The organism is Shewanella sp. SM29 (genome assembly GCF_025654245.1).
Classification (GTDB): Bacteria; Pseudomonadota; Gammaproteobacteria; order Enterobacterales; family Shewanellaceae; genus Shewanella; species Shewanella oncorhynchi.
Window position 1 is genome coordinate 51,719 of sequence record NZ_JAKKRN010000012.1, and the last position, 23,380, is coordinate 75,098.

The 23,380-nt window shown below is 46.2% G+C and carries 27 protein-coding genes; 15 read left to right on the forward strand and 12 right to left on the reverse strand.

Annotated elements, in window-relative coordinates; genetic code table 11:
• Window positions 1-204 precede the first annotated feature (204 nt).
• From L5L77_RS10320 to L5L77_RS10365, 10 genes are all read right to left on the reverse strand, one after another.
• A complete protein-coding gene (locus L5L77_RS10320; RefSeq protein WP_173497174.1) occupies window positions 205-480 on the reverse strand; it encodes an HPr family phosphocarrier protein in 276 nt (91 codons plus the stop codon).
• Window positions 467-1,321: an RNase adapter RapZ gene (gene rapZ / locus L5L77_RS10325; protein ID WP_105251390.1), complete on the reverse strand. Its 855-nt coding sequence runs from the start codon at window positions 1,319-1,321 to the stop codon at window positions 467-469. The genes L5L77_RS10320 and rapZ overlap by 14 nt, the downstream gene beginning before the upstream one ends.
• Entirely contained in the window at window positions 1,318-1,761 is a 444-nt protein-coding gene (gene ptsN, locus L5L77_RS10330) for a PTS IIA-like nitrogen regulatory protein PtsN (RefSeq protein WP_006083071.1), read from the reverse strand. The genes rapZ and ptsN overlap by 4 nt, the downstream gene beginning before the upstream one ends.
• A 2-nt stretch (window positions 1,762-1,763) precedes the next feature.
• A complete protein-coding gene (gene hpf / locus L5L77_RS10335; RefSeq protein WP_006083070.1) occupies window positions 1,764-2,051 on the reverse strand; it encodes a ribosome hibernation promoting factor in 288 nt (95 codons plus the stop codon).
• 28 nt (window positions 2,052-2,079) lie between these two features.
• On the reverse strand, window positions 2,080-3,558 hold the full coding sequence (locus L5L77_RS10340) for an RNA polymerase factor sigma-54 (RefSeq protein WP_105251391.1): 1,479 nt from the start codon (window positions 3,556-3,558) through the stop codon (window positions 2,080-2,082).
• 107 nt (window positions 3,559-3,665) lie between these two features.
• Window positions 3,666-4,397: an LPS export ABC transporter ATP-binding protein gene (gene lptB, locus L5L77_RS10345; RefSeq protein ID WP_105251392.1), complete on the reverse strand. Its 732-nt coding sequence runs from the start codon at window positions 4,395-4,397 to the stop codon at window positions 3,666-3,668.
• Window positions 4,394-4,948, reverse strand: a complete 555-nt coding sequence (gene lptA, locus L5L77_RS10350; protein WP_105251393.1) for a lipopolysaccharide transport periplasmic protein LptA — start codon at window positions 4,946-4,948, stop codon at window positions 4,394-4,396. The genes lptB and lptA overlap by 4 nt, the downstream gene beginning before the upstream one ends.
• Window positions 4,935-5,495 (reverse strand): LPS export ABC transporter periplasmic protein LptC, encoded by a 561-nt coding sequence (gene lptC, locus L5L77_RS10355; RefSeq protein WP_105251394.1) that lies wholly within the window; start codon window positions 5,493-5,495, stop codon window positions 4,935-4,937. The genes lptA and lptC overlap by 14 nt, the downstream gene beginning before the upstream one ends.
• Window positions 5,492-6,043, reverse strand: coding sequence for a 3-deoxy-manno-octulosonate-8-phosphatase KdsC (gene kdsC / locus L5L77_RS10360; protein WP_028759542.1), 552 nt, complete (start codon window positions 6,041-6,043; stop codon window positions 5,492-5,494). The genes lptC and kdsC overlap by 4 nt, the downstream gene beginning before the upstream one ends.
• Window positions 6,043-7,020, reverse strand: coding sequence for a KpsF/GutQ family sugar-phosphate isomerase (locus L5L77_RS10365; RefSeq protein ID WP_168825500.1), 978 nt, complete (start codon window positions 7,018-7,020; stop codon window positions 6,043-6,045). The genes kdsC and L5L77_RS10365 overlap by 1 nt, the downstream gene beginning before the upstream one ends.
• 643 nt (window positions 7,021-7,663) lie before the next feature.
• Between L5L77_RS10365 and mlaF the strand changes: the two genes are divergently transcribed.
• The 7 genes from mlaF to murA are packed head-to-tail and all read left to right on the forward strand — an operon-like array spanning window position 7,664 to window position 12,295.
• The gene (gene mlaF, locus L5L77_RS10370; protein ID WP_063882287.1) at window positions 7,664-8,482 is read left to right on the forward strand and encodes a phospholipid ABC transporter ATP-binding protein MlaF; all 819 of its coding nucleotides are present in this window, start codon (window positions 7,664-7,666) and stop codon (window positions 8,480-8,482) included.
• The gene (gene mlaE, locus L5L77_RS10375; protein ID WP_105251396.1) at window positions 8,479-9,264 is read left to right on the forward strand and encodes a lipid asymmetry maintenance ABC transporter permease subunit MlaE; all 786 of its coding nucleotides are present in this window, start codon (window positions 8,479-8,481) and stop codon (window positions 9,262-9,264) included. Before mlaF ends, mlaE begins: the two co-directional genes overlap by 4 nt.
• Before the next feature lie 56 nt (window positions 9,265-9,320).
• Window positions 9,321-9,794 carry an outer membrane lipid asymmetry maintenance protein MlaD gene (mlaD, locus tag L5L77_RS10380; protein ID WP_028759401.1) on the forward strand — a complete coding sequence of 158 codons (474 nt, stop codon included), beginning with the start codon at window positions 9,321-9,323 and terminating at the stop codon, window positions 9,792-9,794.
• An 11-nt stretch (window positions 9,795-9,805) separates the two neighbouring features.
• The gene (locus L5L77_RS10385; protein ID WP_105251397.1) at window positions 9,806-10,468 is read left to right on the forward strand and encodes a phospholipid-binding protein MlaC; all 663 of its coding nucleotides are present in this window, start codon (window positions 9,806-9,808) and stop codon (window positions 10,466-10,468) included.
• Complete coding sequence (locus L5L77_RS10390; RefSeq protein ID WP_263142841.1) at window positions 10,465-10,749, forward strand: lipid asymmetry maintenance protein MlaB; 285 nt, start codon at window positions 10,465-10,467, stop codon at window positions 10,747-10,749. Before L5L77_RS10385 ends, L5L77_RS10390 begins: the two co-directional genes overlap by 4 nt.
• 19 nt (window positions 10,750-10,768) lie before the next feature.
• Window positions 10,769-11,026: a BolA family protein gene (locus L5L77_RS10395; protein WP_006086065.1), complete on the forward strand. Its 258-nt coding sequence runs from the start codon at window positions 10,769-10,771 to the stop codon at window positions 11,024-11,026.
• 9 nt (window positions 11,027-11,035) lie between these two features.
• Window positions 11,036-12,295, forward strand: a complete 1,260-nt coding sequence (murA, locus tag L5L77_RS10400; protein ID WP_105251399.1) for a UDP-N-acetylglucosamine 1-carboxyvinyltransferase — start codon at window positions 11,036-11,038, stop codon at window positions 12,293-12,295.
• A gap of 97 nt (window positions 12,296-12,392) precedes the next feature.
• Here murA and degS read toward each other — a convergent pair whose 3' ends face one another.
• The gene (gene degS, locus L5L77_RS10405) at window positions 12,393-13,475 is read right to left on the reverse strand and encodes an outer membrane-stress sensor serine endopeptidase DegS (RefSeq protein WP_105251400.1); all 1,083 of its coding nucleotides are present in this window, start codon (window positions 13,473-13,475) and stop codon (window positions 12,393-12,395) included.
• A 115-nt stretch (window positions 13,476-13,590) separates the two neighbouring features.
• Window positions 13,591-14,943: a Do family serine endopeptidase DegQ gene (degQ, locus tag L5L77_RS10410; protein ID WP_131524126.1), complete on the reverse strand. Its 1,353-nt coding sequence runs from the start codon at window positions 14,941-14,943 to the stop codon at window positions 13,591-13,593.
• Window positions 14,944-15,355: 412 nt separating this feature from the next.
• On the opposite strand from degQ, the gene zapE reads away from it, so the two are divergent.
• The 8 genes from zapE to rlmB all read left to right on the forward strand — a co-directional run bounded on the left by zapE (window position 15,356) and on the right by rlmB (window position 23,262).
• Window positions 15,356-16,468, forward strand: a complete 1,113-nt coding sequence (gene zapE / locus L5L77_RS10415; RefSeq protein WP_263142838.1) for a cell division protein ZapE — start codon at window positions 15,356-15,358, stop codon at window positions 16,466-16,468.
• Between the two features lie 290 nt (window positions 16,469-16,758).
• Window positions 16,759-17,187: a 50S ribosomal protein L13 gene (gene rplM, locus L5L77_RS10420; protein WP_105251403.1), complete on the forward strand. Its 429-nt coding sequence runs from the start codon at window positions 16,759-16,761 to the stop codon at window positions 17,185-17,187.
• A gap of 14 nt (window positions 17,188-17,201) precedes the next feature.
• Window positions 17,202-17,594, forward strand: coding sequence for a 30S ribosomal protein S9 (rpsI, locus tag L5L77_RS10425; RefSeq protein WP_006083052.1), 393 nt, complete (start codon window positions 17,202-17,204; stop codon window positions 17,592-17,594).
• Between the two features lie 138 nt (window positions 17,595-17,732).
• Window positions 17,733-17,921 carry a DUF2065 domain-containing protein gene (locus L5L77_RS10430; RefSeq protein ID WP_105251404.1) on the forward strand — a complete coding sequence of 63 codons (189 nt, stop codon included), beginning with the start codon at window positions 17,733-17,735 and terminating at the stop codon, window positions 17,919-17,921.
• A 72-nt stretch (window positions 17,922-17,993) separates the two neighbouring features.
• The gene (locus tag L5L77_RS10435; protein ID WP_028759421.1) at window positions 17,994-19,289 is read left to right on the forward strand and encodes an adenylosuccinate synthase; all 1,296 of its coding nucleotides are present in this window, start codon (window positions 17,994-17,996) and stop codon (window positions 19,287-19,289) included.
• Between the two features lie 112 nt (window positions 19,290-19,401).
• Window positions 19,402-20,058 carry a flagellar protein MotX gene (motX, locus tag L5L77_RS10440; protein ID WP_113939975.1) on the forward strand — a complete coding sequence of 219 codons (657 nt, stop codon included), beginning with the start codon at window positions 19,402-19,404 and terminating at the stop codon, window positions 20,056-20,058.
• A 39-nt stretch (window positions 20,059-20,097) separates the two neighbouring features.
• The gene (rnr, locus tag L5L77_RS10445; RefSeq protein ID WP_263142837.1) at window positions 20,098-22,521 is read left to right on the forward strand and encodes a ribonuclease R; all 2,424 of its coding nucleotides are present in this window, start codon (window positions 20,098-20,100) and stop codon (window positions 22,519-22,521) included.
• Window positions 22,522-23,262 carry a 23S rRNA (guanosine(2251)-2'-O)-methyltransferase RlmB gene (gene rlmB / locus L5L77_RS10450; RefSeq protein ID WP_028759536.1) on the forward strand — a complete coding sequence of 247 codons (741 nt, stop codon included), beginning with the start codon at window positions 22,522-22,524 and terminating at the stop codon, window positions 23,260-23,262.
• Window positions 23,263-23,380 lie beyond the last annotated feature (118 nt).

Genomic DNA, 23,380 nt, shown 5'->3' on the forward strand with positions numbered 1-23,380 from the left:
CTAGGATTTAGCGGTGACTAAGCGTCAGTCGATGACACAGATTAAGGCGGCTAAGGTAAGGTTAAGGCCAGCGCAATGACCGCTAGTGTAATCACCTGTGGCTTGTATCGTCGAGCGACAAATGTTTTGCCATGTCTGAATGGCAAGTTTTTTAAACTAGACATGAAGTGAAACTAACGATGAAGTGCTTAGTGTGAAGTGAAACTAACAGGCTTCGTCAAACTTAGCGTCGATTAAGGCACAAATGGCATCGAGAGCCGGCTCTGCATCTGGGCCTTCGGCGATAAGCCTGATGGTTTTACCCATGCCAGTTTCAAGCATCAGCAAGCCAAGCACACTGGCGGCCGATGCTTGTTTATCGCCTTGTATTAAGGTGATGGTCGCATCAAACTCGGAAGCCAGTACCACCAACTTAGTGGCGGCACGGGCATGTAAACCGAGCTTATTACAGATGGTTATCTGACGCTCAAGCTTTGGCATTATTGAGCTCTCGATGACGGGCATAAACTTTATGTTTACCGTTACTAAAGCGTTTTGCCAATTGCTCTGCGACGTAAACCGATCTGTGCTGTCCACCTGTGCAGCCAATGGCCACAGTTAAATAACTGCGATTGTTACGCTCGAGGTGCGGCAGCCAAGTCTCCAGTAAATTTTCGATTTGCCAGATGAACTTATTGACCAGTGGTTGGCGATTTAAGAACTCAGCTACGGGTTCATCTAAACCAGTCAATGGTCGCAGTGCCAACTCCCAGTGGGGATTGGGCAGGAAGCGCACATCGAACATAAAGTCGGCTTCGGTGGGCATTCCGTGCTTAAAGCCAAAGGACTCGAAGTTGATCACGAGTTCTTTATCGACACTACCAAGGAGAATTTGTCTGACTTGGTCGCTTAAATCATAGATATTCAAATTCGACGTATCTATGTAGTGATCGACCAGTTTTGACATAGGCTCGAGCAGTTTTCCCTCCAGCTTTATCGCTTCTTGCAAAGAGACTCGGCTCTTCGACAAAGGATGCAAACGGCGGGTTTCGCTGTAACGCTTGAGCAGAATTTTATCGCTGGAGTTAAGGAAGAAGCTCGTTAACTCAGTATCTGGAGGTAGGCTAGCGAGTTGTTTCACTAAGACCTTATCCTGCTCAGGCATGTTACGCACGTCGACACTGATGGCGACGAGATCGTTACTGCCTTTGAGTTGCTCAAGCAAACTGCCAATCAATGGCAAGGGAAGGTTATCGACACAATAATAGCCGAGATCTTCGAGTACCCTAAGGGCGACAGATTTGCCTGAGCCTGAGCGGCCCGACACTATGACCAGTTTCATCCAGTGATTACCTGATAGAGTTCCGTTTCATCATGCGTCTTGCGTAATTGCTTTAATATTTGCTTGTCGCTCAGCTTTTCGGCCATGCAAGACAAGGTACTTAAGTGCTGCTGACATTGGTCTGCAGGCACCAGTAGTGCAAATAAAATATCAACAGGTTGCTTATCGATAGCATCAAATGCTATCGGCTCTTCACACTTAATTAGTATGGCAATGGGCTGATCTATATCGGCTAGTCGACCATGTGGAATGGCGATGCCGTTACCTATACCTGTGCTCCCCATCTTTTCGCGCGCCACTAGGCTTTCGAATATCTCTTGAGATGAGAGGGTCGGGTACTGGGCAGCGACTAAGTCGCTGATGAGTTCCAGTACCTTTTTCTTACTGCCCGGAGTGGCGCAGGTAGTGCACTCCGGCCGCAGTATGGTACAAAGTTCCATTATTAGTGTTTTGTTAACTTCTCTTTGTGTTTAATAACCTGACGGTCAAGCTTGTCAATCAGGGCGTCTATAGCGGCATACATGTCAGCATGCTCTGAAGTAGCAAAAACTTCACCACCTATGAGGTTTATTCTCGCTTCGGCAATTTGTTGCATTTTCTCAACATTGAGCACAACGTGCACATTATTGATCTGTTCGAAATGGCGTTCAAGTTTTGAAAACTTTTCTTCTACATATGCACGTAACGATTCGGTAATTTCGACATGGTGTCCACTTAGGTTTATTTGCATAGAAACGTCCTCCGATATCCACTGTAGGTTATAAACTTTTACGCTGATTAGAAGGTGGAATAAGCATAGCCTCTCGGTACTTCGCAATGGTTCTGCGGGCTACGTTGATCCCTTGTTCTGCCAGAAGCTGTGCCATCTTGCTATCGCTTAATGGTTTTTTCTGGTTTTCCGCTGCCACCAGTTTCTTTATAAAGGCTCTGATTGCTGTGGATGAGCACTCACCACCATCGTCAGTACCGACGTGGCTAGAGAAGAAGTATTTTAGTTCAAAAAGTCCCTTAGGGGTATGCATGTATTTTTGAGTTGTGACCCGTGAGATGGTGGACTCATGCATTTCTACCGCTTCGGCAATATCGTTAAGCACCATAGGCTTCATGGCTTCTTCACCATACTCAAAGAAACCTTGCTGATATTGCACTATGCAATTAGCAACTTTAAGCAAAGTATCGTTACGGCTTTCTAGGCTCTTAATAAACCATTTAGCCTCTTGCAGATGGCCGCGAATAAATTGGCTATCGGCTTGGTTTTTGGTACTGCGTGCCATAGAAGCATAATGTTGATTTACATTGATTTTTGGCATGCAGTCAGGATTTAGCTCAACGACCCAGCGGCCATTTTTCTTCGACACAGACACATCTGGGATAACGTATTCGTCATTATTGGGCGTGATCAACAAACCTGGGCGAGGATTGAGGGTTTGGATGAGTGCTATACCATCCCTTAATTCATCTTCTTTTAATTTAGTCTTACGCATCAACAACCTAAAGTCTCGGGCGGCGATCAGATCTAAATGATCTTTGATCAGCATACGGGCGTTTTCTAGGTTGGGAGTATCAGCGGCGAAATGCGACAGTTGGATCAGCAGGCATTCACTTAAATCGCGGGCGGCAACGCCTATGGGATCAAAATGCTGAATACGCTTGAGTACGGCTTCGACTTCGTCAAGCTCAACTTCAGGATTACCCATGGCTTCGAGAATTTCTTCAGTGCTTTGGGTGAGATAGCCCTGATCGTCGATGGCATCAATAATGGCGGTGGCAATGGCTAAATCGGTTTCAGAAAACGGCGTGAGGTTTTTTTGCCATTCTAAGTGTTCGTACAAACCTTCACTGGTCTCGCCTTGGAAGGGCATATCGTCTTCACGACTGCCGCCGGGGCCTGAGTTTGGGGAGGCGGTAAACACTTCATCCCATGTGGTGTCCATGGGGAGCTCATCGGGCATGGATTCTTTGGTTAGCGACTCTGCCGTGTCTATGGTGGAGCTGTCTTTTTCTGGTGGCAGAGTGCTAGATTCACTGAAATCCGTATCGGATAGCGTTTGGTTTACAGGGGTTTTAGTGGCGTCGAATTGATCCTCTTCCAGCTCGAGAAGGGGATTAGAATCTAATGCTTGCTGGATCTCTTGCTGCAGTTCTAATGACGACAGTTGCAACAGACGTATAGCCTGTTGTAGTTGTGGCGTCATGGTTAACTGTTGACCCAGTTTGAGCTGGAGTGACGCTTTCATGTTACCGCTGATCCCTACGTTATTATTGTTGGATGAGGTCGCTTATTATCATTTTGAGTGAAGCCCAATGGCGGTGTAAATTGCCTCCATTGGCTTCGCTCGATTAACTATAGCCTGAATTGTTCACCTAAGTACACAGCCCTAACTTGCTGATTGTCTAAGATCTCTGCTGGAGTTCCTTCGGCAATCAGGTTTCCGTGACTCACAATATAAGCATGTTCACATACATCTAATGTCTCGCGGACATTATGGTCTGTGATCAGTACGCCAAGGCCGCGACTTTTGAGTTGTTCGATAATCTTCTTGATGTCGATAACCGAAATAGGATCGACGCCGGCAAACGGTTCATCGAGCAAAATGAACTTAGGATTAGCGGCTAAAGCCCGCGCAATTTCGACGCGACGACGTTCGCCACCCGACAATGACATGCCTTGGCTGTCACGGATGTGGGTGATATGAAACTCTTCGAGCAGATGTTCTAGTTCTTCTTCTCGTTCTTCGTTTTTAAGTTCTTTACGAGTTTGCAGTACGGCCATGATGTTGTCATGAACAGTTAGCTTACGAAAGATACTGGCTTCCTGCGGTAAGTAACCTATGCCTTTGCGGGCACGCAGATGCATAGGATCTGCGGTTAAATCATCATCGTCGATAAAGATATGTCCCTTATCGCTCTTCACTAGCCCGACAACCATGTAAAAGGTCGTGGTTTTACCTGCACCGTTTGGACCGAGTAGGCCAACGACTTGACCGGTTTTTACCGTCAGACTGACGTCTTTAACCACTTGGCGACTCTTGTAACTTTTCGCCAGATTTTGTGCTCTTAAGGTGATTTGGGTCATTTAGAGTCCTGCTTTTTCACAGGTTTATCCGCTGGAGCATCTGATTTAGCATCATCTTGATAGTTTTCTGGCTGAATAATAGTGATCACGCGATCGTCACCACTGCCAGTACTCTCGGCCATCAATTTCTGTTGAATCATGTTATAGCGGATTAAATTGCCTGTAACTTGGCTACCCGCTTGATCTAATGACGCCATACCTTTCAGTGTTAAGGTGCGGCTTGCCATATCGTAACGAATTTCTTTCGCGCTTGCCGATGCTGGGCGGCCATCGTCTAATATTTGGCTATACGTAGCAGGGTTGCCTGTGGCGACCAAAGTTTTGCTATTTTCACCTTCAGCGGAAAATGCACGCAGTTCATTTGCTTGGATTTTTATTGAGCCTTGGGTAACTTCCACCGGACCAAAGAAGATGATCTGGTTGTTTTTGATATCCGCAGTTTGGCTCACAGCTTTAATTTTGACTTCTTGCTTTAAGTCGCCGACTTTCGCGAAAGCACTCATGCTCATAATTAGCATTAGGCTGGCAAGTAATACGTTATTTTGCTTCATATGTTCCTACTACCTGACTGGTCAATTGCACTTCTTGCGCGTTGAGGTCGGCATAAAGGCCTTGGCCTTGAATATTAAAATCTTTCCCTGTGACGTAAATGGTACGGTCAGAGGTCATTATCATAGTGTTGAGATCGAGTTCCAGATAACTGGTGGACAAGGTCTGAATCGGTTCTTCTGGGCTAATGGCATCGATAATAACATTATTTTCTAATACAACCTTGCCAGTTTCCTTGTTTAGCTTGCCCTGATCTGCCCTGAGTTGCCATTGTGCTTTACCTTGGTCTGGATAAACAAGATAAACAGGTTGAGTAAAGAAAGTTTGATTCGTTGAATCATAATGTTCCATGTGTTTCGCCGTCACACGGCTATTCACTAGTCCTTGCTCATTGAACTCAACACTGCGCAGATCTTCAACGATGAAATCTGGGGTATTTTGATCTTTTACTCTGTTATCGGAATCACCGCTGTGTTTGTTCTGGACCTGCCAGTAAAGCGCTAGTGCAGTTCCAAAAAAAGCGATAATCGCGAGTGTCACACGACTCATATACTCATTCCATGGGCCGAAGTGAATTTATTTTGACTTAGGAGTAACAGATCTGTGAGTTCACGCAGTGCACCGTGGCCACCATTGAGCGTAGTCACAAAATGGGCGTGTTGGCGTACATAGGGGTGGCCGTCAGCAACACTGACCGCTAAACCGACGACATTCATCACGGGGAGATCGACAATATCATCACCGATATAAGCCACTTCTTCTGGGGTGACACCATAAAGTGCGAGCAATGCTTCATAGGGCTCGAACTTATTGTCTACGCCTTGGTAAATATGGGTAACACCAAGGGCTGTCATACGGTTTTCAACGATTTTGGATTGACGTCCTGTGATCACGGCGAGGTTGAAACCGCTGGTGAGGAGTGAGCGCACGCCATAACCATCGCGGGTATGGAAGGCTTTGAGCTCTTCGCCGCTATTACTCAAGTAAATACGGCCGTCGGAAAACACCCCATCGACGTCACAGATTAACAGTTTAATCTTTTGTGCGCGTTGCCACACATCATCACTGATTGGGCCGTAAAATCCTTGCTGTGGCATTAAATGACTCCTGCTTTAACCATGTCTAGCATGTTAAGAGCGCCGATAGGATGGCGGTCTTTATCAATAACAATTAATCCGTTGATGTTTTTTGAGTCCATCACTTGCAGCGCTTGGGCGGCCAATACATTATCCGTGATCGTGACGCAGTTACGGGTCATCACATCGGCAATGGGCGTCGTGCGTAAATTCACTTCGGCATCAATAACGCGGCGTAAATCACCGTCGGTGAAGATACCAACCAGCTTGCGCTGATCATCAATAATCGCCGTCATGCCTAAGCCTTTCTTGGAGATTTCGTACAGAGCTTCTGTGATGCAAATATCGTGGTTGACGAGCGGTAAGTCATCACCGCTATGCATGACATCGCAGACTTTTAACAGCAACTTACGTCCTAATGCACCGCCGGGATGGGACATAGCAAAATCATCACGGGTAAAGCCTTTTGCTTGCAGCAGCGCAATGGCGATGGCATCGCCCATCACTAAGGTTGCTGTGGTACTTGAGGTGGGGGCAAGTCCAAGTGGGCAAGCCTCTTCTGGGACTTCAATACATAAATGCACTTTAGATAATCGCGCCATGTTCGATTCGGGTTTACCTGTTACCGCGATAACGGGCACGCCCATACGTTGGATGACCGGCATTAAGGTGAGGATTTCGCTCGACTCACCGGAATTTGAAATCGCTAAAATCACATCGTTATCGGCCAATACACCCAGATCGCCGTGGCTGGCTTCACCCGGATGCACAAAAAATGCGGGCGTTCCTGTGCTGGCGAGGGTGGCAGAAATCTTATTGCCGATATGGCCCGATTTGCCCATTCCCATGACAATCACTTTGCCTGTGCAGTTGAGGATCAACTCGCAAGCTTCTGCAAATTCAGCCGAATCAACATATTGATAAAGATTGTCTAGGGCTGACTTTTCAATGTCGATAACTTTACAACCCCATTGGCGCAGTTGTGATTTGTCTACCATGTCTATCTCTCTTTTTGCATTGTCTTTGTCGCCCCATTGATGGGATTGGAATAGCACAATTTGGTACGCGATAAAGATGATATGTAATAGGCTTTCTGCCAAGTATTAGTTTGTTTTCAGACAATTTAGCTTATGTCTTACTGTGGTTTATTACCGAAAACAGCAAAACAATTGCGGCAGGCTAGAGCGATTGATCCGACTCGTCAAGTTCAGCTGCGTTAGCTATTCACGCACAATAACGTGTTTAGCGGCAGAAGGTCTTGAGCAATATCATCGTCTTTGTCGTTTATTTCAATGGATTTATTCCATATCGCAGCGGGTATTACCCTATGGGATGCCTCTATTGCGCAATTGCGTATCGACTCTCCCCGATAAAAGTGGGCAAAGAGTGAGCTAAGTGCGAACGAATTAGCCAATACTGCCAATTCTGCAACTAGGTTGAAAACATTAAGTAACATTTTACCTGTGCAGAGTGAAAACTTAGGGCGCATTTTCGCTGTAAATGAGGCAAATTGAAAGTATCGCAGGGCGATAGTGTCGATTCGGTTGTAGGTTAAAGCGCAATTACGTACAATTTGCGGCTCTTCGATTGGTCAGTCTCGGAAGACTAGGATCACCTCATTTGCAAATGTCGGAATCAAGCATGACTCAAGAACAAACGCCGTTGGTTGAGATCCGTAATTTGGGGTTTAGCCGCGGTCAGCGTGTGATATATGAAGATATTAGCCTGTCCATTCCAAGGGGCAAGGTGACGGCGATCATGGGGCCGAGCGGCATAGGCAAAACGACCCTGTTGAAATTGATTGGCGGCCAATTAACGCCTGACCATGGACAAGTGTTATTCGACGGTCACGATATCCATGGCGTGAGTCGCAATGAATTATTTAGTCTGCGTAAGCGGATGAGCATGCTGTTTCAAAGTGGCGCGCTGTTTACCGACATTAATGTGTTCGATAACGTGGCGTTTGCACTGCGTGAACATTCTGGACTGCCTGAAGACATTATTCGCACTATCGTGCTGATGAAGCTTGAAGCCGTAGGTTTACGTGGTGCAGCTCAGATGATGCCAAGCGAGTTATCCGGTGGTATGCAACGCCGCGCCGCATTGGCTAGAGCCATAGCGCTTGAACCTGAAATGGTGATGTACGATGAGCCTTTTGCAGGGCAAGACCCAATATCGATGGGCGTGTTAGTAAAGCTTATTCGTGAGTTATCCGATGCACTGAATCTGACTTCAATTGTGGTGTCCCACGATGTGGATGAAGTGCTTGGCATTGCCGATTATGTATATGTGGTGGCTGACAAAAAAGTCATCGCCCACGGTACCCCTGAAGAATTAAAGTACGCTGATAATCCGCAGCTGAAACAGTTTATTCAAGGTGCTCCGGACGGCCCTGTGCCGTTCCATTATCCGGCAAATGATTACCAGCAAGAATTAATGGCAAAAGGAGTTGGCAAGTGAAGTTAATCGACAGTATTGCCGACTTAGGCCGCAGCGCGATTGAGCTAGTGCTCGGTTTTGGCCGTGCAGGCCTTATGCTGTGGGGTGCGATTTTTCGCTGGCCACGCGTGCGTAAAGGTTTTCCATTATTAGTGCGCCAGATTTATGTGGTCGGTGTGCAATCTATGGTGATTATTTTAGTCTCAGGACTCTTTATCGGCATGGTGCTCGCACTGCAAGGCTATAACATTTTAGTTGGTTTTGGCACCGAAGAAAGCTTAGGTCCTATGGTGGCGCTCAGTTTACTGCGTGAGTTAGGGCCAGTTGTTACCGCGTTATTGTTTGCGGGACGGGCGGGTTCAGCATTAACCGCTGAAATTGGTTTAATGAAAAGTACTGAGCAGCTTTCCAGTTTAGAAATGATGGCGATTGACCCATTAAGGCAGATTATTGCACCGCGCTTTTGGGCTGGAGTGATCAGTATGCCATTGCTGGCGTTGATGTTTACCGCTGTAGGTATTTATGGCGGGCACCTTGTTGGCGTGGAATGGAAAGGGATCGACAGTGGTGCGTTTTGGTCGATTCTGCAGGCGTCTGTCGAATGGCGTCAGGACATAGTTAACTGCTTGATCAAAAGTGGTGTGTTTGCCGTAGTGGTCACTTGGATTGCGTTATATCGCGGTTATCAAGTGATCCCAAATCCGGAAGGCATCAGCCGTGCAACGACCCAGACTGTCGTTCAGTCGAGCCTCGCTGTATTGGCATTGGATTTTTTACTGACAGCCCTGATGTTTGGCCGCTAACGGAACACTGCGGATTTCGACACAGGTTAGATGGATTAACAGAGTGGTAGCTGAACATGTTGACACGAAAAATTGAATTATTAGTGGGTGTGTTTCTTTTAACAGGATTGGCCGCTTTTTTGGTCTTAGTCTTTAACGTCGCCAATATTGAAGTGAAAAGCAGCGATAGCACTTATACCATACAAGCCAATTTTACCAACATTGGTGGTTTGAAGGTGCGTTCGCCAGTCAAGGTTGGCGGTGTTGTCGTTGGCCGAGTGAGCAGCATAGATTTAGACCCAGTTAAGTTAGTGGCTGTGGTCACATTAGTGATGGACAAGCGTTACGATAAATTCCCTGAAACCAGTAGTTTAGCCATTTTGACTTCGGGTTTGTTGGGCGAACAATTCTTAGGGTTAACACCGGGTTTTGTCGACGATGATGTCAGTATGCTGAAAGATGGCGATAAGATTGACGACACTCGTTCGGCATTAGTGTTGGAGGAGCTGATTGGTCAGTTCTTATATAGTATGGGTTCGAAGGATAAATAGGGGTTACCGCTATGTTTAAAAACTTATCTCGTTTTTTATTGCCGTTAGTGATGGTTTTAGGGGCAACGAGCGCAGTCGCCGCTGATGTGGTTGTCGATACGACAGATCCGTATGCCATGGTGAAAGCCGTTGCCAATAAAACCTTCGATCGTTTTCACAAAGATAAAGCATTAATCGATGCAAATTCAGACCATTTAAAGGTGATTGTTCGTGAAGAACTCATGCCTTATGTCGATTATAAATACGCTTCTTATAAGGTATTAGGCCAATATCTTAAGGATTCAACCGAAGAGCAACGCAATCGTTTCGTCAATGCTTTTGAAGGTTATTTAATATCTACTTATGCTCAAGCCTTTACTGAATATACTAATCAAAAAGTGGAATTCTCACCTGGGATTGATTTTAGCAAAGAGAAAATGGTCGATGTAAACGTGCAGATCATCGAAGCCGGTCGCCCACCGATTAAACTGTTGTTTAAGGCGCGCCGTTTAAAGGATGACTCATGGAAGGCATTTGATTTAGTTGCCGAAGGTGTGAGCTTACTGTCTTCTAAGCAGTCGGAAATCTCTAATCTAATTCGCCAACAGGGTATCGATCCCGTGATTAAGATGCTCGAAGATCGCACTAAAGAGAAAGTGGTCATGAAGGCTAAGTCAGGGAAGTCACAGTCGTGATTGAATTTGTGCAACAGGGGACAGTTTGTCATCTCAAAGGGCGCATAACCCAAGTTGATGTCATTACACTTTGGCCACAGCGGCAACAACTGCTAAATGAGTCAACCCAGATATTGTCTCTGTCTGGGCTCGAATACAGTGATAGCGCTGGCATGGCATTTTTGCTGGCGTTAGTGCGTGAACATCGCAGCCAACTTGTATTGAGTTCTGCTTCACCACAACTTAAAAAACTAATTGATTTATATGATTTAGATGCCTTCTTTACCGAAGAAGCGCATTGAGAATAGGGTAATAGATTTCATGGAATGCAGCTTAATCGAACAGATTTTACGTGATGCGTTAGGGCTTGAAGAAGTTCACGCTAGCTCGGATGGTAGCCATTATAAAGTGATCGCCGTAGGTGAATGCTTCGATGGTATGAGCCGAGTCAAACAGCAACAAGCCATTTATGCACCGTTGACGGCACACATTGCCAGCGGTGAATTACATGCATTAACGATCAAAACTTTCACGCCGACTCAATGGAAACGCGAAAAAGTTTTCAACATGCCTAGCTAGTGAGGAAAAGTGGATAAACTAACAATTCAGGCAAGCCCCCCGCTTGCCGGTGATGTGATTATTTCGGGTGCTAAAAATGCAGCTTTGCCTATTCTGATGGCCGGTGTATTGGCTGAAACCGATTTTGTGGTTTCTAACGTGCCCAATCTGCGTGATGTGAGTACGAGCTGTAAATTATTACGCTGTCTCGGCGCTGAAGTGACTGAACTCGGTGACGGACAGATCCGCATTTCTACCACTAATCTGAATGAGTTTTGCGCTCCCTATGATCTAGTGAAAACCATGCGTGCTTCTATCTTGATCTTAGGGCCGTTATTGGCTCGCTATGGTACGGCTGATGTGTCATTGCCTGGCGGCTGTGCCATTGGCGCAAGACCAGTGAACTTGCACTTACATGGCCTTGAAATGATGGGCGCCAAGATTGAAGTGAAAGAAGGTTATATCAAGGCCCGTGTTGATGGTCGTCTTAAAGGCGCACATATCTTTATGGACATGGTGAGTGTTGGTGCGACCGAAAACTTACTGATGGCCGCAGCATTAGCCGATGGCGAAACCGTAATTGAAAACGCGGCCCGTGAACCTGAAGTGATCGATCTCGCTAATTGCTTAATTGCCATGGGTGCAAAAATCACTGGTGTAGGCAGTGCGACATTGCGTATTCAAGGGGTTGAGCGTTTACAGGGCTGTAATTACCGCGTGATGCCAGATCGTATCGAAACCGGTTCATTTTTGGTGGCCGCTGCGGTGACCCGTGGTCGCATTCGTTGTTTAAAAGCCGATCCTGCTTCACTTGAGTCGGTTATCGCTAAGCTTGAAGATGCAGGCGCGACGATTACTACGGGCGAAGATTGGATTGAGCTCGATATGCAGGGTAAACGTCCGAAGGCGGTGAATATCAAGACGGCACCTTATCCTGGTTTCCCAACCGATATGCAGGCGCAGTTTTGTGTGCTCAATGCCTTAGCACAAGGTACGGCAACCATAACTGAGACTATCTTCGAAAATCGTTTTATGCATGTGCCTGAACTTATCCGTATGGGCGCTACCATGGAGCTTGAAGGTAATACCTGCATCATTCAAGGGATTGAATCTTTAAGTGGTGCTCAGGTAATGGCGACGGATTTACGTGCGTCAGCGAGTCTAGTGATTGCGGGTTTAGTGGCCGATGGTAAGACGATTGTCGATCGTATCTATCACTTAGATCGTGGCTATGAGCATATTGAGAATAAGTTTCAAGGTTTAGGCGCACAGGTTGTGCGTATTCAGTGATCTGTTACTGACTTAAGCTAATTTTGAATCATTAAAAAACCAGCTAAAAGCTGGTTTTTTGTTTTCTGCAGTTGAGCTCGTAATACTGAGTGACACTCTAGTTATCGATCACAACCTTCTCATCGATAATCACAGGCAACTCTTGTTGTTTACCTTGGCGTATCACAGTCATCATCACTTTCTTACCCGGTGTGGTTTCAGCGATGCGGTCCATTAGCATTTCAACGCCTGGCACATCTTCACCATCGTATTTAATAATCACATCCCTTGGCATTAGCAGGGCTCGGGCCGCAGGGCCATTAGGATCGACACCCGTAACGAGCACACCTTTGAGATCGGGTAGATTAAGGATTTGTGCCACCACAGGATTAATCGGCTCGCCAGAAATTCCTAAGGCACCACGGATCACGCGGCCGTTTTTAATCAACTTACCCATAATGCTGTGGGCTAATTTAATCGGGATAGCGAAGTTAATCCCATGGCCGCCACCTTCTTCACCCACTTGGAATGCTGCGGTATTAATACCGATAAGGCTGCCGTTAGTGTCAATGAGTGCGCCACCCGAGTTACCCGCATTAATCGCTGCATCGGTTTGTAGGAAGTCTAAGTAACCTGAACTTAAGCCGTTGCGCCCCGTGGCACTGATGATACCTTGGGTAATGGTCTGGCCTAAATTGTAGGGATTACCAATAGCGAGTACGACATCACCGACTTGAGGCGGACTGTCGAGATTAACGGGGACAATTGGTAAGTTATCGCCTTCAATTTTGAGTACCGATAAATCGGTTTCAGGATCGAAACCAACCACTTCAGAGGTAAATTTGCGTCCATCTTGCAGGGCGACAACAATCTCATCGGCCTTCTTAATGACATGATAATTAGTGAGAATATAACCTTCTTTACTCATTATCACCCCAGAGCCTAGACCTTGAAGTGAGCCTGAATTAAGCGGCCGATTTTGATCTATGCTGAGGCTATAAATATTGACAACGGCAGGAGCTGCACGGCGTACCGCCTTGGCAAAGGATAGCTCGACTGTGTTGTTGGCACGGGTTTGTAGCAGACTACTACCGAGGGATTGGTTATCGAAATAACGTGTCACCAATAAAAACATGGCCGCCATGATAAGGCCGAAAAGGGTGGCTTTACCGAGATATAACAGAGTGTCTTTTATAGTCATGGCAGGATGGATCTAGAAAAAGGTGAGTTAGATTAACATGTTTAATCGATGTAAGCATAGGGAACCTAAGCTCCCTATGCTTATCTATGGCAGAAAAAATGGCCTATTTTGTCGATTAACGTAGGACTAAATACAACATGCTCTTATCACGCATTATCTTCAGTGCAACGGCACCTTCTTGATCTTTAAGTTGTGCTTTCAGTGTCTTAAGATCTTTAATCGCAGTACGGTTAATACCGACAATCACATCTCCTTTTTGTAAGCCACTCATGGCCGCGGGTGAGCCTTGTGCGACATCGGTAATTTCAATGCCCTTAGATGAGTTTTCTAAGGACGCACCTTGCAGCATAGGATGCACGGCACCAGCCGCTGTTTCACTGGTTTGGCTCGCTTCACCTAAGGTCACTTTAACTGTTTTCTTATCACCGTCACGGATGAGTCCTAACTCAACGTTAGCACCTGCACCCATAGTGGCGACTTTAGCCCGCAGTTCTTGGAATGACTTAATACCACGGCCATCAACGCTGATGATGATATCACCTGCTTTTATACCGGCCTTCTCTGCGGCACTGCCCTTGGCTACTTCATTCACGAAGCCACCGTGTTGAGTGTCTAAACCGAAACCTTGGGCGAGTTGGCTATCGAGATCACGTCCCGAAATACCTAATACACCGCGGCGTACTTCTCCGTGTTCGGCAATTTGTGCCACGAGGTTTTTCACCATATTAGCAGGGATGGCAAAGCCAATACCGACGTTACCGCCGCCCGGTGCTACGATTGCCGTGTTAATCCCAATTAACTCGCCGTTAAGATTGACGAGTGCGCCACCCGAGTTACCACTGTTAATCGCAGCATCGGTTTGAATAAAGTTTTCCAGCATTTCAATGCCTAAGCCGCTACGGCCTAAAGCACTAACAATGCCCGAGGTGACGGTTTGACCTAAGCCGAAGGGGTTACCAATGGCAACGGCAAAGTCACCTACGCGTAAATCATCGGAATCAGAGGATTTGATTGCGATGAGATTTTTCGCTTCAATTTGCAATAATGCGATATCTGACTCTGAGTCAGTACCAATCAGTTTTGCTTTTACTTCACGGCCATCGTGAAGACCAACTTGAATATCATCAGCACCGTCAATCACATGGTTGTTCGTGACGATATAGCCTTTTTCTGCGTCAATAATGACGCCTGAGCCTAAGCCTCTAAAAGGACGTTCTTGCACTTGCTCTTGTGGCGCATTAGGGCCGAAAAAGTAACGGAAAACATCAGGTACTCTTTGCTTAGAAACATGAGTCCCCGTTACTGCTACTGATACGACTGCGGGCGTCGTACGCTCAAGCATAGGCGCAAGACTTGGAATGGATTGTCCCTCAACCGTCTGTGGAATGGCGGCCTGTGAGACGACAGGCATTATAGTCAGGGTCGCGGCTAACATTGCGGCTGAAAGTACAGATAATTTTGTTTTCATCTATTCATAACTCCAAATAAGGGTTGAAAGATCTGGATGTAATGCATCAGCAATCGTGCGAGTGCCAGATCAAATCTGTATCGGTACCGGCTATTTGCCTAGGTAATCACTCTGACTCGCACCTTATTGAAAAAGTTCATTATATTAATAAATGTTAATTTTTTTAGCCTATTTTGTCGGCTGTTTCATACTTGTTTCTGAACAGAAATCTGTGGGCGAGATTAGGATTTTTCAAGCCCCAATATTAGCGGATTTTGCCGATTAAAATGACCTACAGCATAGATGCTTATTAGACGTTTGTATGCAGTTTAGCGTTAAGGTAAAAGTCGTATTCTGCATTAATATATCCTGCGTCATATTGGCCGTGCTAATATCGTCACAGTTTTAATAAAGGACATAAGAGAATTTAAACGTGCCTCAGTTAAGCCCTTGGCAGCATTATCAAAAAGATCTTACCCGTGACGGTTTTTCCCATGATCCGGCTCAAGAAATTGCCGTTAAGGCGTTACAACGTGTCTATGAAGACTTAACTACGGCAGAAGAGCCGAGTTCTATTGTAGGGAAATTGTTTAGCGCATTAGGCTTAAAATCGGCACCAGCATCACCTAAAGGCCTGTATCTTTGGGGCGGAGTTGGGCGCGGTAAAACTTACCTGATGGATACTTTTTTTGATGCCTTGCCTGGCGATCAAAAGCTGCGGGCTCACTTCCATCGTTTCATGCATCAGCTACATTTAGATTTAGATGAGCTGAAAGGCGTGCGCGATCCCTTGTTGGTGATTGCGAAAAAGATGGCTGCAAAATATCGCGTTATCTGTTTCGATGAATTCTTTGTCTCTGATATTACCGATGCCATGCTATTAGGTACGCTGTTTCAAGCGTTATTTAAAGAAGGCGTTGTACTGGTTGCAACCTCGAATATTATCCCCGACGACTTATACAAAAATGGCTTACAGCGCGCACGTTTCTTACCTGCGATAGCTCTAATTAATCAACATTGTGAAGTGCTCAATGTGGATTCTGGCATTGACTATCGATTGCGTACCCTTGAGCAAGCAGAGATTTATCATCATCCATTAGATGCACAAGCTGATGCCAATCTTATACGTTATTTTAGTCAGTTAGCGCCTGAGTCTGAGGTGCTTACTGCTGACATCGAAATAGAAGGCCGCAGTATTAGTATTCGGCAACAGGCGCAGGGAGTATTGTTGGCCGATTTTAGAGCGCTCTGTGATGGTCCACGAAGCCAGCGTGATTACATGGAACTTGCGCGGATTTATCACACTGTCCTCGTGAGTGGCATAGAACAAATGGGCGCCTTTTTGACTGGCGATGACATCGCTAGACGTTTTTTAGCTATGGTCGACGAATTTTACGAGCGCAATGTAAAGCTGATTGTATCGGCTCAAGTGCCACTCGAAGATATTTATGCCGATGGTTTGCTTAACTTCGAATTTAGGCGTTGCCGTTCACGCTTAATTGAGATGCAATCCCACGATTATTTAAAAACCGAACACCTGCCGTAACCCAGTAGTGTAAGAGTTTTGCATTAGCTGCGGCCTTAAATCACCAGAGGCTTGTTAATCCTTAGGATGACAAGTCCGATTGGTCGATATTTTATAATTTTTATCAAAATATCAGGTGATTTTTAACTCAGCTTTGTCTATACTCCGCCACCTGCCCACGTTACTCCGCCAATTGGGCGGAAGTTGTAAGCCGAAGTCGGTGCTCGAAGGGGTACTAAAAGGCAATTTTGTGTTGTTTGCAAATGCAGACAACATGTGAGACAGAAAATTAACTTTGGGTTTTTGTAATAATGAAGACTTTTACTGCTACACCAGAAACTGTAACTCGTGACTGGTTCGTCGTCGACGCAGACGGCAAAACTTTAGGTCGTATCGCTACTGAAATCGCTGTCCGTTTACGCGGTAAGCATAAGCCAGAATACACTCCACACGTTGATACCGGTGATTACATCATTGTTGTTAATGCTGAAAAAGTGACTGTTACTGGTAACAAAGCGAAAGGCAAAACGTACTACTCGCATTCAGGCTTCCCTGGTGGCATTAAGCAAATCAGCTTTGAAAAGCTGCAAGCGCAAAAGCCAGAAATGATCATCGAGAAAGCAGTTAAGGGTATGTTACCAAAAGGTCCTCTGGGCCGTGCCATGTTCCGTAAACTGAAAGTTTACGCTGGCGCAGAACATAACCACACTGCACAACAACCTCAAGTTCTTGATATCTAAACGGGATTAAGCAAATGGCTGCAACTCAGTACTACGGCACTGGCCGTCGCAAAACCTCTACAGCTCGCGTTTTCGCTAAAGCAGGTAGTGGCAACATCGTTGTAAATCAACGTCCTTTGGATCAGTATTTTGGTCGTGAAACTGCTCGTATGGTTGTTCGTCAACCTTTAGAGTTAGTTGAAATGACTGACAAGCTGGACATCTATGTAACTGTTAAAGGCGGTGGTATCACTGGCCAAGCAGGCGCAATCCGTCACGGTATTACCCGTGCTCTGATGCAATTAGATGAAGCACTGCGTCCATCACTTCGTTCTGCTGGTTTCGTTACCCGTGACGCTCGTAAAGTTGAGCGTAAGAAAGTGGGTCTACGTAAAGCACGTCGTAAGCCACAATTCTCTAAGCGTTAATTCGTTTTTGGAATATCAAAAAACCCAGCCTATGCTGGGTTTTTTATTGGCTAAAAATTGACGGTATAAGAAAACTCTTTGGTTGGAGTATGCTGATATACAATAAATTTATATTAAGCGAGTGAGTTTGAGGTAAGCATGACTTTTCAAATTTTTATGCTAGCAGTGGCACTTGTGTTGGTTTTGGAAGGCCTTGGGCCATTATTATTCCCAAATAAATGGCGTCGTTATTTAAATGAACTCTCCCATCAAAATCAGCAAGTTATCCAGCGACTTGGTGGGGCATTAGTCACTGCTGGAGTCGTCATTTGGGTTATTTTTGCGTGAAAAATAGCCTGCTTGCCCTTATTAACTAAGATCTGTTAAAATTCTTTTTTAACCGCAACCTTGCAGCAAATAATGGGCAAAAACGTAGTTGTTCTCGGCACCCAATGGGGTGACGAAGGAAAAGGTAAGATTGTCGACCTTCTAACAGAACAGGCAAAATATGTAGTTCGCTATCAAGGCGGCCACAATGCTGGTCATACCTTGGTTATCGACGGTGAAAAAACCGTTCTTCATCTGATCCCATCGGGTATCCTGCGCGATAATGTGAAATGCATTATTGGCAACGGTGTGGTGCTTGCACCTGACGCCCTGATGAAAGAGATCAACATGCTGAAAGATCGTGGAGTTCCTGTTGAGGAACGTCTGTTGATCTCTGAAGCGTGTCCGCTGATCCTTCCCTTCCATTGTGCCCTTGATATTGCCCGTGAAAAAGCGCGCGGTAATAAAGCTATTGGTACAACTGGCCGTGGTATTGGACCTGCGTATGAAGACAAGATCTCTCGTCGCGGTCTGCGAGTAGGCGACCTGTTCAATGCTGAACTGTTTGCTGAAAAGCTGAAAGAAGTTATGAAATATCATAACTTTATGCTGACAGAGTACTATCAAGTCGAAGCGGTTGATTACGAGCAAACGCTAGCAGATGCTTTGGCTATGGCCGATTATCTGAAGAGCATGTGTGTTGATGTGACTGAATTATTGGATACTGCGCGTAAAGCCGGTGAGCCAATTTTGTTCGAAGGCGCTCAAGGTACATTACTCGACATTGACCACGGAACATACCCATTTGTAACTTCTTCAAATACCACTGCCGGTGGTGTTGCGACGGGTTCAGGTTTTGGTCCGCGTCACTTAGACTATGTCTTAGGTATCATGAAGGCTTACACCACTCGCGTAGGTGCAGGTCCATTCCCAACTGAACTATTATGTGAAGTCGGTGATCATTTAGGTACTAAAGGTCATGAGTTTGGTGCGACAACGGGTCGTAAGCGTCGTCCAGGTTGGTTGGATGCTGTGGCAATGCGCCGCGCAGTTCAAATCAACAGTGTTAGCGGCTTCTGCTTGACTAAGTTAGATGTACTTGATGGTCTGAAAGAAGTGAAGATTTGTGTCGGTTATCAGAATCCTGATGGCACTATCTCTAAAGTCACTCCGCTGGCCGCTGAAGGTTATGAACTGGTTACGCCGGTTTATGAAACTATGCCGGGTTGGAGCGAGTCGACTTTTGGCGCGACATCAATTGAGCAACTGCCTCAAGCAGCGATCAATTATATCAAGCGTCTTGAAGAGTTATTAGAAACACCTATCGACATTATCTCTACGGGTCCTGATCGTAACGAAACCATGATTTTGGTTAATCCGTTCAATTAAGATCTGTTAAGGCCGTGTTTCACGGCCTTTTTCTCTGCTTCTTTATGCCTTTCTCTGTTTCATTCTGCGGTTAGAAATTCAGCTCAAGCTCAAGAAATAGGTTATACTGCCGATGCAAGTATTCATCCTACTGTCATTGAGAGTCGTTATGCTACGTACAGCACTCGTTGCGCTACTGCCTTTAGTATCTTCAATGTGCTTTGCTGAAACGCAGGCGGTAGATATTTATAGTCAAGATCAATTGCTTGATTTGATCCGTAGCAATCAATACTTAGCGAAAGTGAAACGTGATGATTGCCAGTTAGTCCAAGACATTGAGGCGCGAGCCCAAGTCTTAAAACAGCCTTTATATCAATTTCTTTGGGGCGAAATGCTCAATCATGGAACGTGTGTGAAGGCTAACCCTGTGAAGGGTATTGCTTTGTTACGTGACTCGGCCGAACAAGGTAGCTCAGAAGCGATGTTAAAGCTTGCCGAGTATTATCAGAGTGGGAAATTTGTCATCCGCAATAAAGACAGAGCAGTGCATTATTTACTGCCTGCGGCTGCAAGTGGCAGTTTATCCGCTCGTATGATGTTAGTTCGTTTATTCGGTGAAGGTTATGGTAGTCCTAGGGATTACGAGATGGCCTATCACTGGTTATATAACGATGTATTTGCGGACGAGGCGACTAAGAATAAAGCCTTGTCTTTACTGCAGGTGTTAGCAGCTAAAATGCCCCCCAGTGCAGTGGCGCGGGCCCAGCAAGAACAGTTGCGAACCCGTTAAGTGGTCTCTTAATCTAGAGACACATTATTTGGATATTGAATGATCAAAGACCCTCATTTTGAGCGTGAACAGGATAAGTACGAAAACCCTATCCCAAGCCGTGAGTATATTCTCGATTACTTACGTTCTCAAAAATCACCTATCACCCGTGACAGCATTGCCGCGGCGTTAAACATCCAAGAGGAAGAACAACTTGAGGCCTTGCGCCGTCGCCTGCGTGCGATGGAACGCGATGGCGAACTGGTGTTCACCCGTGGGCAAAGCTATGGCTTACCCGAGAAAATGGATCTGATCCCCGGCACTGTGCTCGGACACAGAGAAGGCTTCGGCTTTTTCAAACCCGATGAAGGCGGCGATGACTTATTTATTTCGAACCGCGACATGCTGATGTATTTCCACGGTGATAAAGTGCTGGCGCAAAAAGCGGGCACAGATCGTCGTGGCCGTCGCGAAGCGCGTTTGGTTCGTCTGATCCAGCCGCGAAGTGCCGCGATTGTTGGCCGTTATCATGTCGATAGCGGTATGGCCTTTGTCATTGCCGATGATAAGCGTATTACCCAAGAAATTTTAGTCGCGAATGAAGATCGCAACGGTGCCCGTCAAGGTGATGTGGTTGTGGTTGAATTAACGCGTCGCCCAGGCCGTTTTGTTAAGGCTGCGGGTAAAGTGACTGAAGTGCTTGGTAAGCAAATGGCGCCGGGGATGGAAATCGAAATTGCCCTGCGTAATTATGATTTACCCCATACTTGGTCACCTGTGATTGAGAAGAAACTGCGCCGTATTCCCGATGAAGTAACCGACGCCGATAAAGTCGGTCGTGTGGATTTACGTCATCTGCCATTAGTGACTATCGACGGTGAAGACGCCCGCGATTTTGACGATGCCGTGTACGCGGAGAAAAAAGCCGGTGGTGGCTGGCGTTTATGGGTTGCGATTGCCGACGTCAGTTATTATGTGCGTACCGATTCTGCCTTAGATACCGAAGCGCGTGCCCGTGGTAACTCAGTGTATTTCCCGTCGCAAGTGATCCCTATGCTGCCGGAGAAAATCTCCAATGGCCTCTGTTCGCTTAATCCCCACGTCGACCGTTTATGTATGGTCGCCGAGATGACCGTATCTGCTAAAGGTAAGTTATCAGGTTATAAGTTTTATCCGGCTGTGATGTATTCCCATGCCCGTTTCACTTATACCCAAGTGGCAGCAATGTTAGAAGGCGGCCCCATTGCGCCTGAGCATGAGGCTTTGTTCCCGCATTTGCAGTGTTTACAGTCATTGTATTTAGCGCTCGATGAGCAAAGGGCCGAGCGTGGTGCGATTGCGTTTGAAACCATGGAAACGCAGTTCATTTTCAATGAGCAGCGCAAGATTGATAAAATCGTGCCGCGTGGCCGTAATCAAGCCCATAAAATCATTGAAGAATGTATGATTTTAGCCAACGTTTCTGCAGCTAAGTTTGTGAAGAAACACAAAGGCGAAGTCTTGTATCGTGTGCATGAAGCGCCATCCGAGCAAAAATTGGCGAACTTTAAAGAGTTCCTTGCTGAGCGTGGTTTAAGCATGCCCGGTGGACTTGAGCCTACGCCGTCAGATTATCAGAATGTGATGTTGCAAATTGCCAACCGCCCTGATGCTGAACTTATCCAAGTGATGTTACTGCGCTCTATGCGTCAGGCAATTTACACTCCGGATAACGAAGGTCACTTCGGTTTAGCCTTAGAAGAATATGCGCATTTTACTTCGCCCATTCGCCGCTATCCGGATTTAGTGTTACATCGTGTGATCCGTTATTTACTCGCGAAGGAAAGAGGCGAAACCACTGAGAAGTGGACGCAGGATGGTGGCTACCATTATCAACTCGATGAACTCGATCAATTAGGCGAAGAGTGTTCGACCACAGAACGTCGTGCCGATGAAGCAACTCGCGATGTCAGCGATTGGCTGAAGTGCGAGTTTATGCAAGATCACGTCGGCGATACCTTCGAAGCTGTGATTGCTTCAGTAACCAGTTTTGGTTTGTTTGTGCGTTTAAATGAGCTATTTATCGATGGCTTAGTGCATATCTCAAGCCTAGGTAGCGATTACTACCAGTTCGATCCAATGCGTCAACGTCTTATCGGCGAGCACACAGGCCAAGTCTATCAAGTGGGTGATCCTGTGACAGTTAAGGTCGCTGCAGTCAACTTAGATGACAGACAGATTGATTTGGTTATGCTGGGTGATGACGGCAAAGGTGGTAAACGTAAAGCATCTGCCAGCCGTGATAAGCCGATGACAGCCCGTGAGCGCGTTAATCGTGAAGGCGCTAAGCAAGGTAAAGCAGGCAAAACCGCGGTATCTAGCGCCAAGGCTGAAACAGGCAAAACCAAACCTAAGGCCAAAGCTGGCACTAAAGCTAAAAAAGCAGCAGTAAAAGATCCGGCTAAAAAGCCAAAAGCCGCTAAGCGGAGCACGAGAAAGAAATAAATGAAAAAACAAGATATTATTTTTGGGATCCACGCAGTTGAAGCCCTGTTAAAACACAGCCCTGAGCGCATTATTGAGTTGTGGCTGTTACAAGGTCGTGACGATGAGCGCTTAACTGTGCTGGCCGATCAGGCCAAAGCCTTTGGCACGACGATTCAAGTCGCTTCTCGTAAAGCCTTAGATGACAAAGCGGAAAGCAGCCAACATCAAGGCATAGTCGCGCGCGTTAAAGCGGCGAAAGTATTGAATGAGCAAGATTTAGATGTGCTGCTTGCTAACACTGAGCAAGCATTCCTGTTGATCTTGGATGGTGTGACGGATCCCCATAACTTAGGCGCTTGCCTACGTAATGCCGATGCGGCTGGCGTACAAGGTATTATCGTGCCTAAAGACAATTCAGTTGGCTTAACTGCGACTGTGAGTAAAGTGGCATGTGGCGCTGCGGAAACAGTACCTTTATTCCAAGTGACTAATCTTGCGCGCACTATGCGTCACCTGCAGGATAAAGGTGTGTGGATTGTGGGCACTGCGGGCGAGGCAGATTGCGAGCTTTATCAAGCGGATCTCAAGGGATCATTGGCGATTGCTATGGGAGCTGAAGACAAAGGCTTACGCCGATTAAGCCGTGAGTCTTGCGATTCACTGATCTCTATCCCTATGGCCGGTAGTGTGTCTAGCTTGAACGTATCGGTTGCAACGGGTATTTGCTTATTTGAAGCAGTGCGTCAGCGTCGTAGCTAATACACTCACGTTTGCCTGATTTCGAACATGAGGTATCAGGCTTGCAGTAACGACTTGTTGTAGTAACTATATGTTTTAGTTAGAGCTTACAGAAATAAAAAGGCCGATTAACTTTAAA

Bases quoted from the DNA above. Each gene is read 5' to 3' on its own strand.
- L5L77_RS10320 (WP_173497174.1), bottom strand. From the start codon at position 480: ATGCCAAAGCTTGAGCGTCAGATAACCATCTGTAATAAGCTCGGTTTA.
- rapZ (WP_105251390.1), bottom strand. From the start codon at position 1,321: ATGAAACTGGTCATAGTGTCGGGCCGCTCAGGCTCAGGCAAATCTGTC.
- ptsN (WP_006083071.1), bottom strand. From the start codon at position 1,761: ATGGAACTTTGTACCATACTGCGGCCGGAGTGCACTACCTGCGCCACT.
- hpf (WP_006083070.1), bottom strand. From the start codon at position 2,051: ATGCAAATAAACCTAAGTGGACACCATGTCGAAATTACCGAATCGTTA.
- L5L77_RS10340 (WP_105251391.1), bottom strand. From the start codon at position 3,558: ATGAAAGCGTCACTCCAGCTCAAACTGGGTCAACAGTTAACCATGACG.
- lptB (WP_105251392.1), bottom strand. From the start codon at position 4,397: ATGACCCAAATCACCTTAAGAGCACAAAATCTGGCGAAAAGTTACAAG.
- lptA (WP_105251393.1), bottom strand. From the start codon at position 4,948: ATGAAGCAAAATAACGTATTACTTGCCAGCCTAATGCTAATTATGAGC.
- lptC (WP_105251394.1), bottom strand. From the start codon at position 5,495: ATGAGTCGTGTGACACTCGCGATTATCGCTTTTTTTGGAACTGCACTA.
- kdsC (WP_028759542.1), bottom strand. From the start codon at position 6,043: ATGCCACAGCAAGGATTTTACGGCCCAATCAGTGATGATGTGTGGCAA.
- L5L77_RS10365 (WP_168825500.1), bottom strand. From the start codon at position 7,020: ATGGTAGACAAATCACAACTGCGCCAATGGGGTTGTAAAGTTATCGAC.
- mlaF (WP_063882287.1), top strand. From the start codon at position 7,664: ATGACTCAAGAACAAACGCCGTTGGTTGAGATCCGTAATTTGGGGTTT.
- mlaD (WP_028759401.1), top strand. From the start codon at position 9,321: ATGTTGACACGAAAAATTGAATTATTAGTGGGTGTGTTTCTTTTAACA.
- L5L77_RS10385 (WP_105251397.1), top strand. From the start codon at position 9,806: ATGTTTAAAAACTTATCTCGTTTTTTATTGCCGTTAGTGATGGTTTTA.
- L5L77_RS10395 (WP_006086065.1), top strand. From the start codon at position 10,769: ATGGAATGCAGCTTAATCGAACAGATTTTACGTGATGCGTTAGGGCTT.
- degS (WP_105251400.1), bottom strand. From the start codon at position 13,475: ATGACTATAAAAGACACTCTGTTATATCTCGGTAAAGCCACCCTTTTC.
- degQ (WP_131524126.1), bottom strand. From the start codon at position 14,943: ATGAAAACAAAATTATCTGTACTTTCAGCCGCAATGTTAGCCGCGACC.
- rplM (WP_105251403.1), top strand. From the start codon at position 16,759: ATGAAGACTTTTACTGCTACACCAGAAACTGTAACTCGTGACTGGTTC.
- rpsI (WP_006083052.1), top strand. From the start codon at position 17,202: ATGGCTGCAACTCAGTACTACGGCACTGGCCGTCGCAAAACCTCTACA.
- L5L77_RS10430 (WP_105251404.1), top strand. From the start codon at position 17,733: ATGACTTTTCAAATTTTTATGCTAGCAGTGGCACTTGTGTTGGTTTTG.
- L5L77_RS10435 (WP_028759421.1), top strand. From the start codon at position 17,994: ATGGGCAAAAACGTAGTTGTTCTCGGCACCCAATGGGGTGACGAAGGA.
- motX (WP_113939975.1), top strand. From the start codon at position 19,402: ATGCAAGTATTCATCCTACTGTCATTGAGAGTCGTTATGCTACGTACA.
- rnr (WP_263142837.1), top strand. From the start codon at position 20,098: ATGATCAAAGACCCTCATTTTGAGCGTGAACAGGATAAGTACGAAAAC.
- rlmB (WP_028759536.1), top strand. From the start codon at position 22,522: ATGAAAAAACAAGATATTATTTTTGGGATCCACGCAGTTGAAGCCCTG.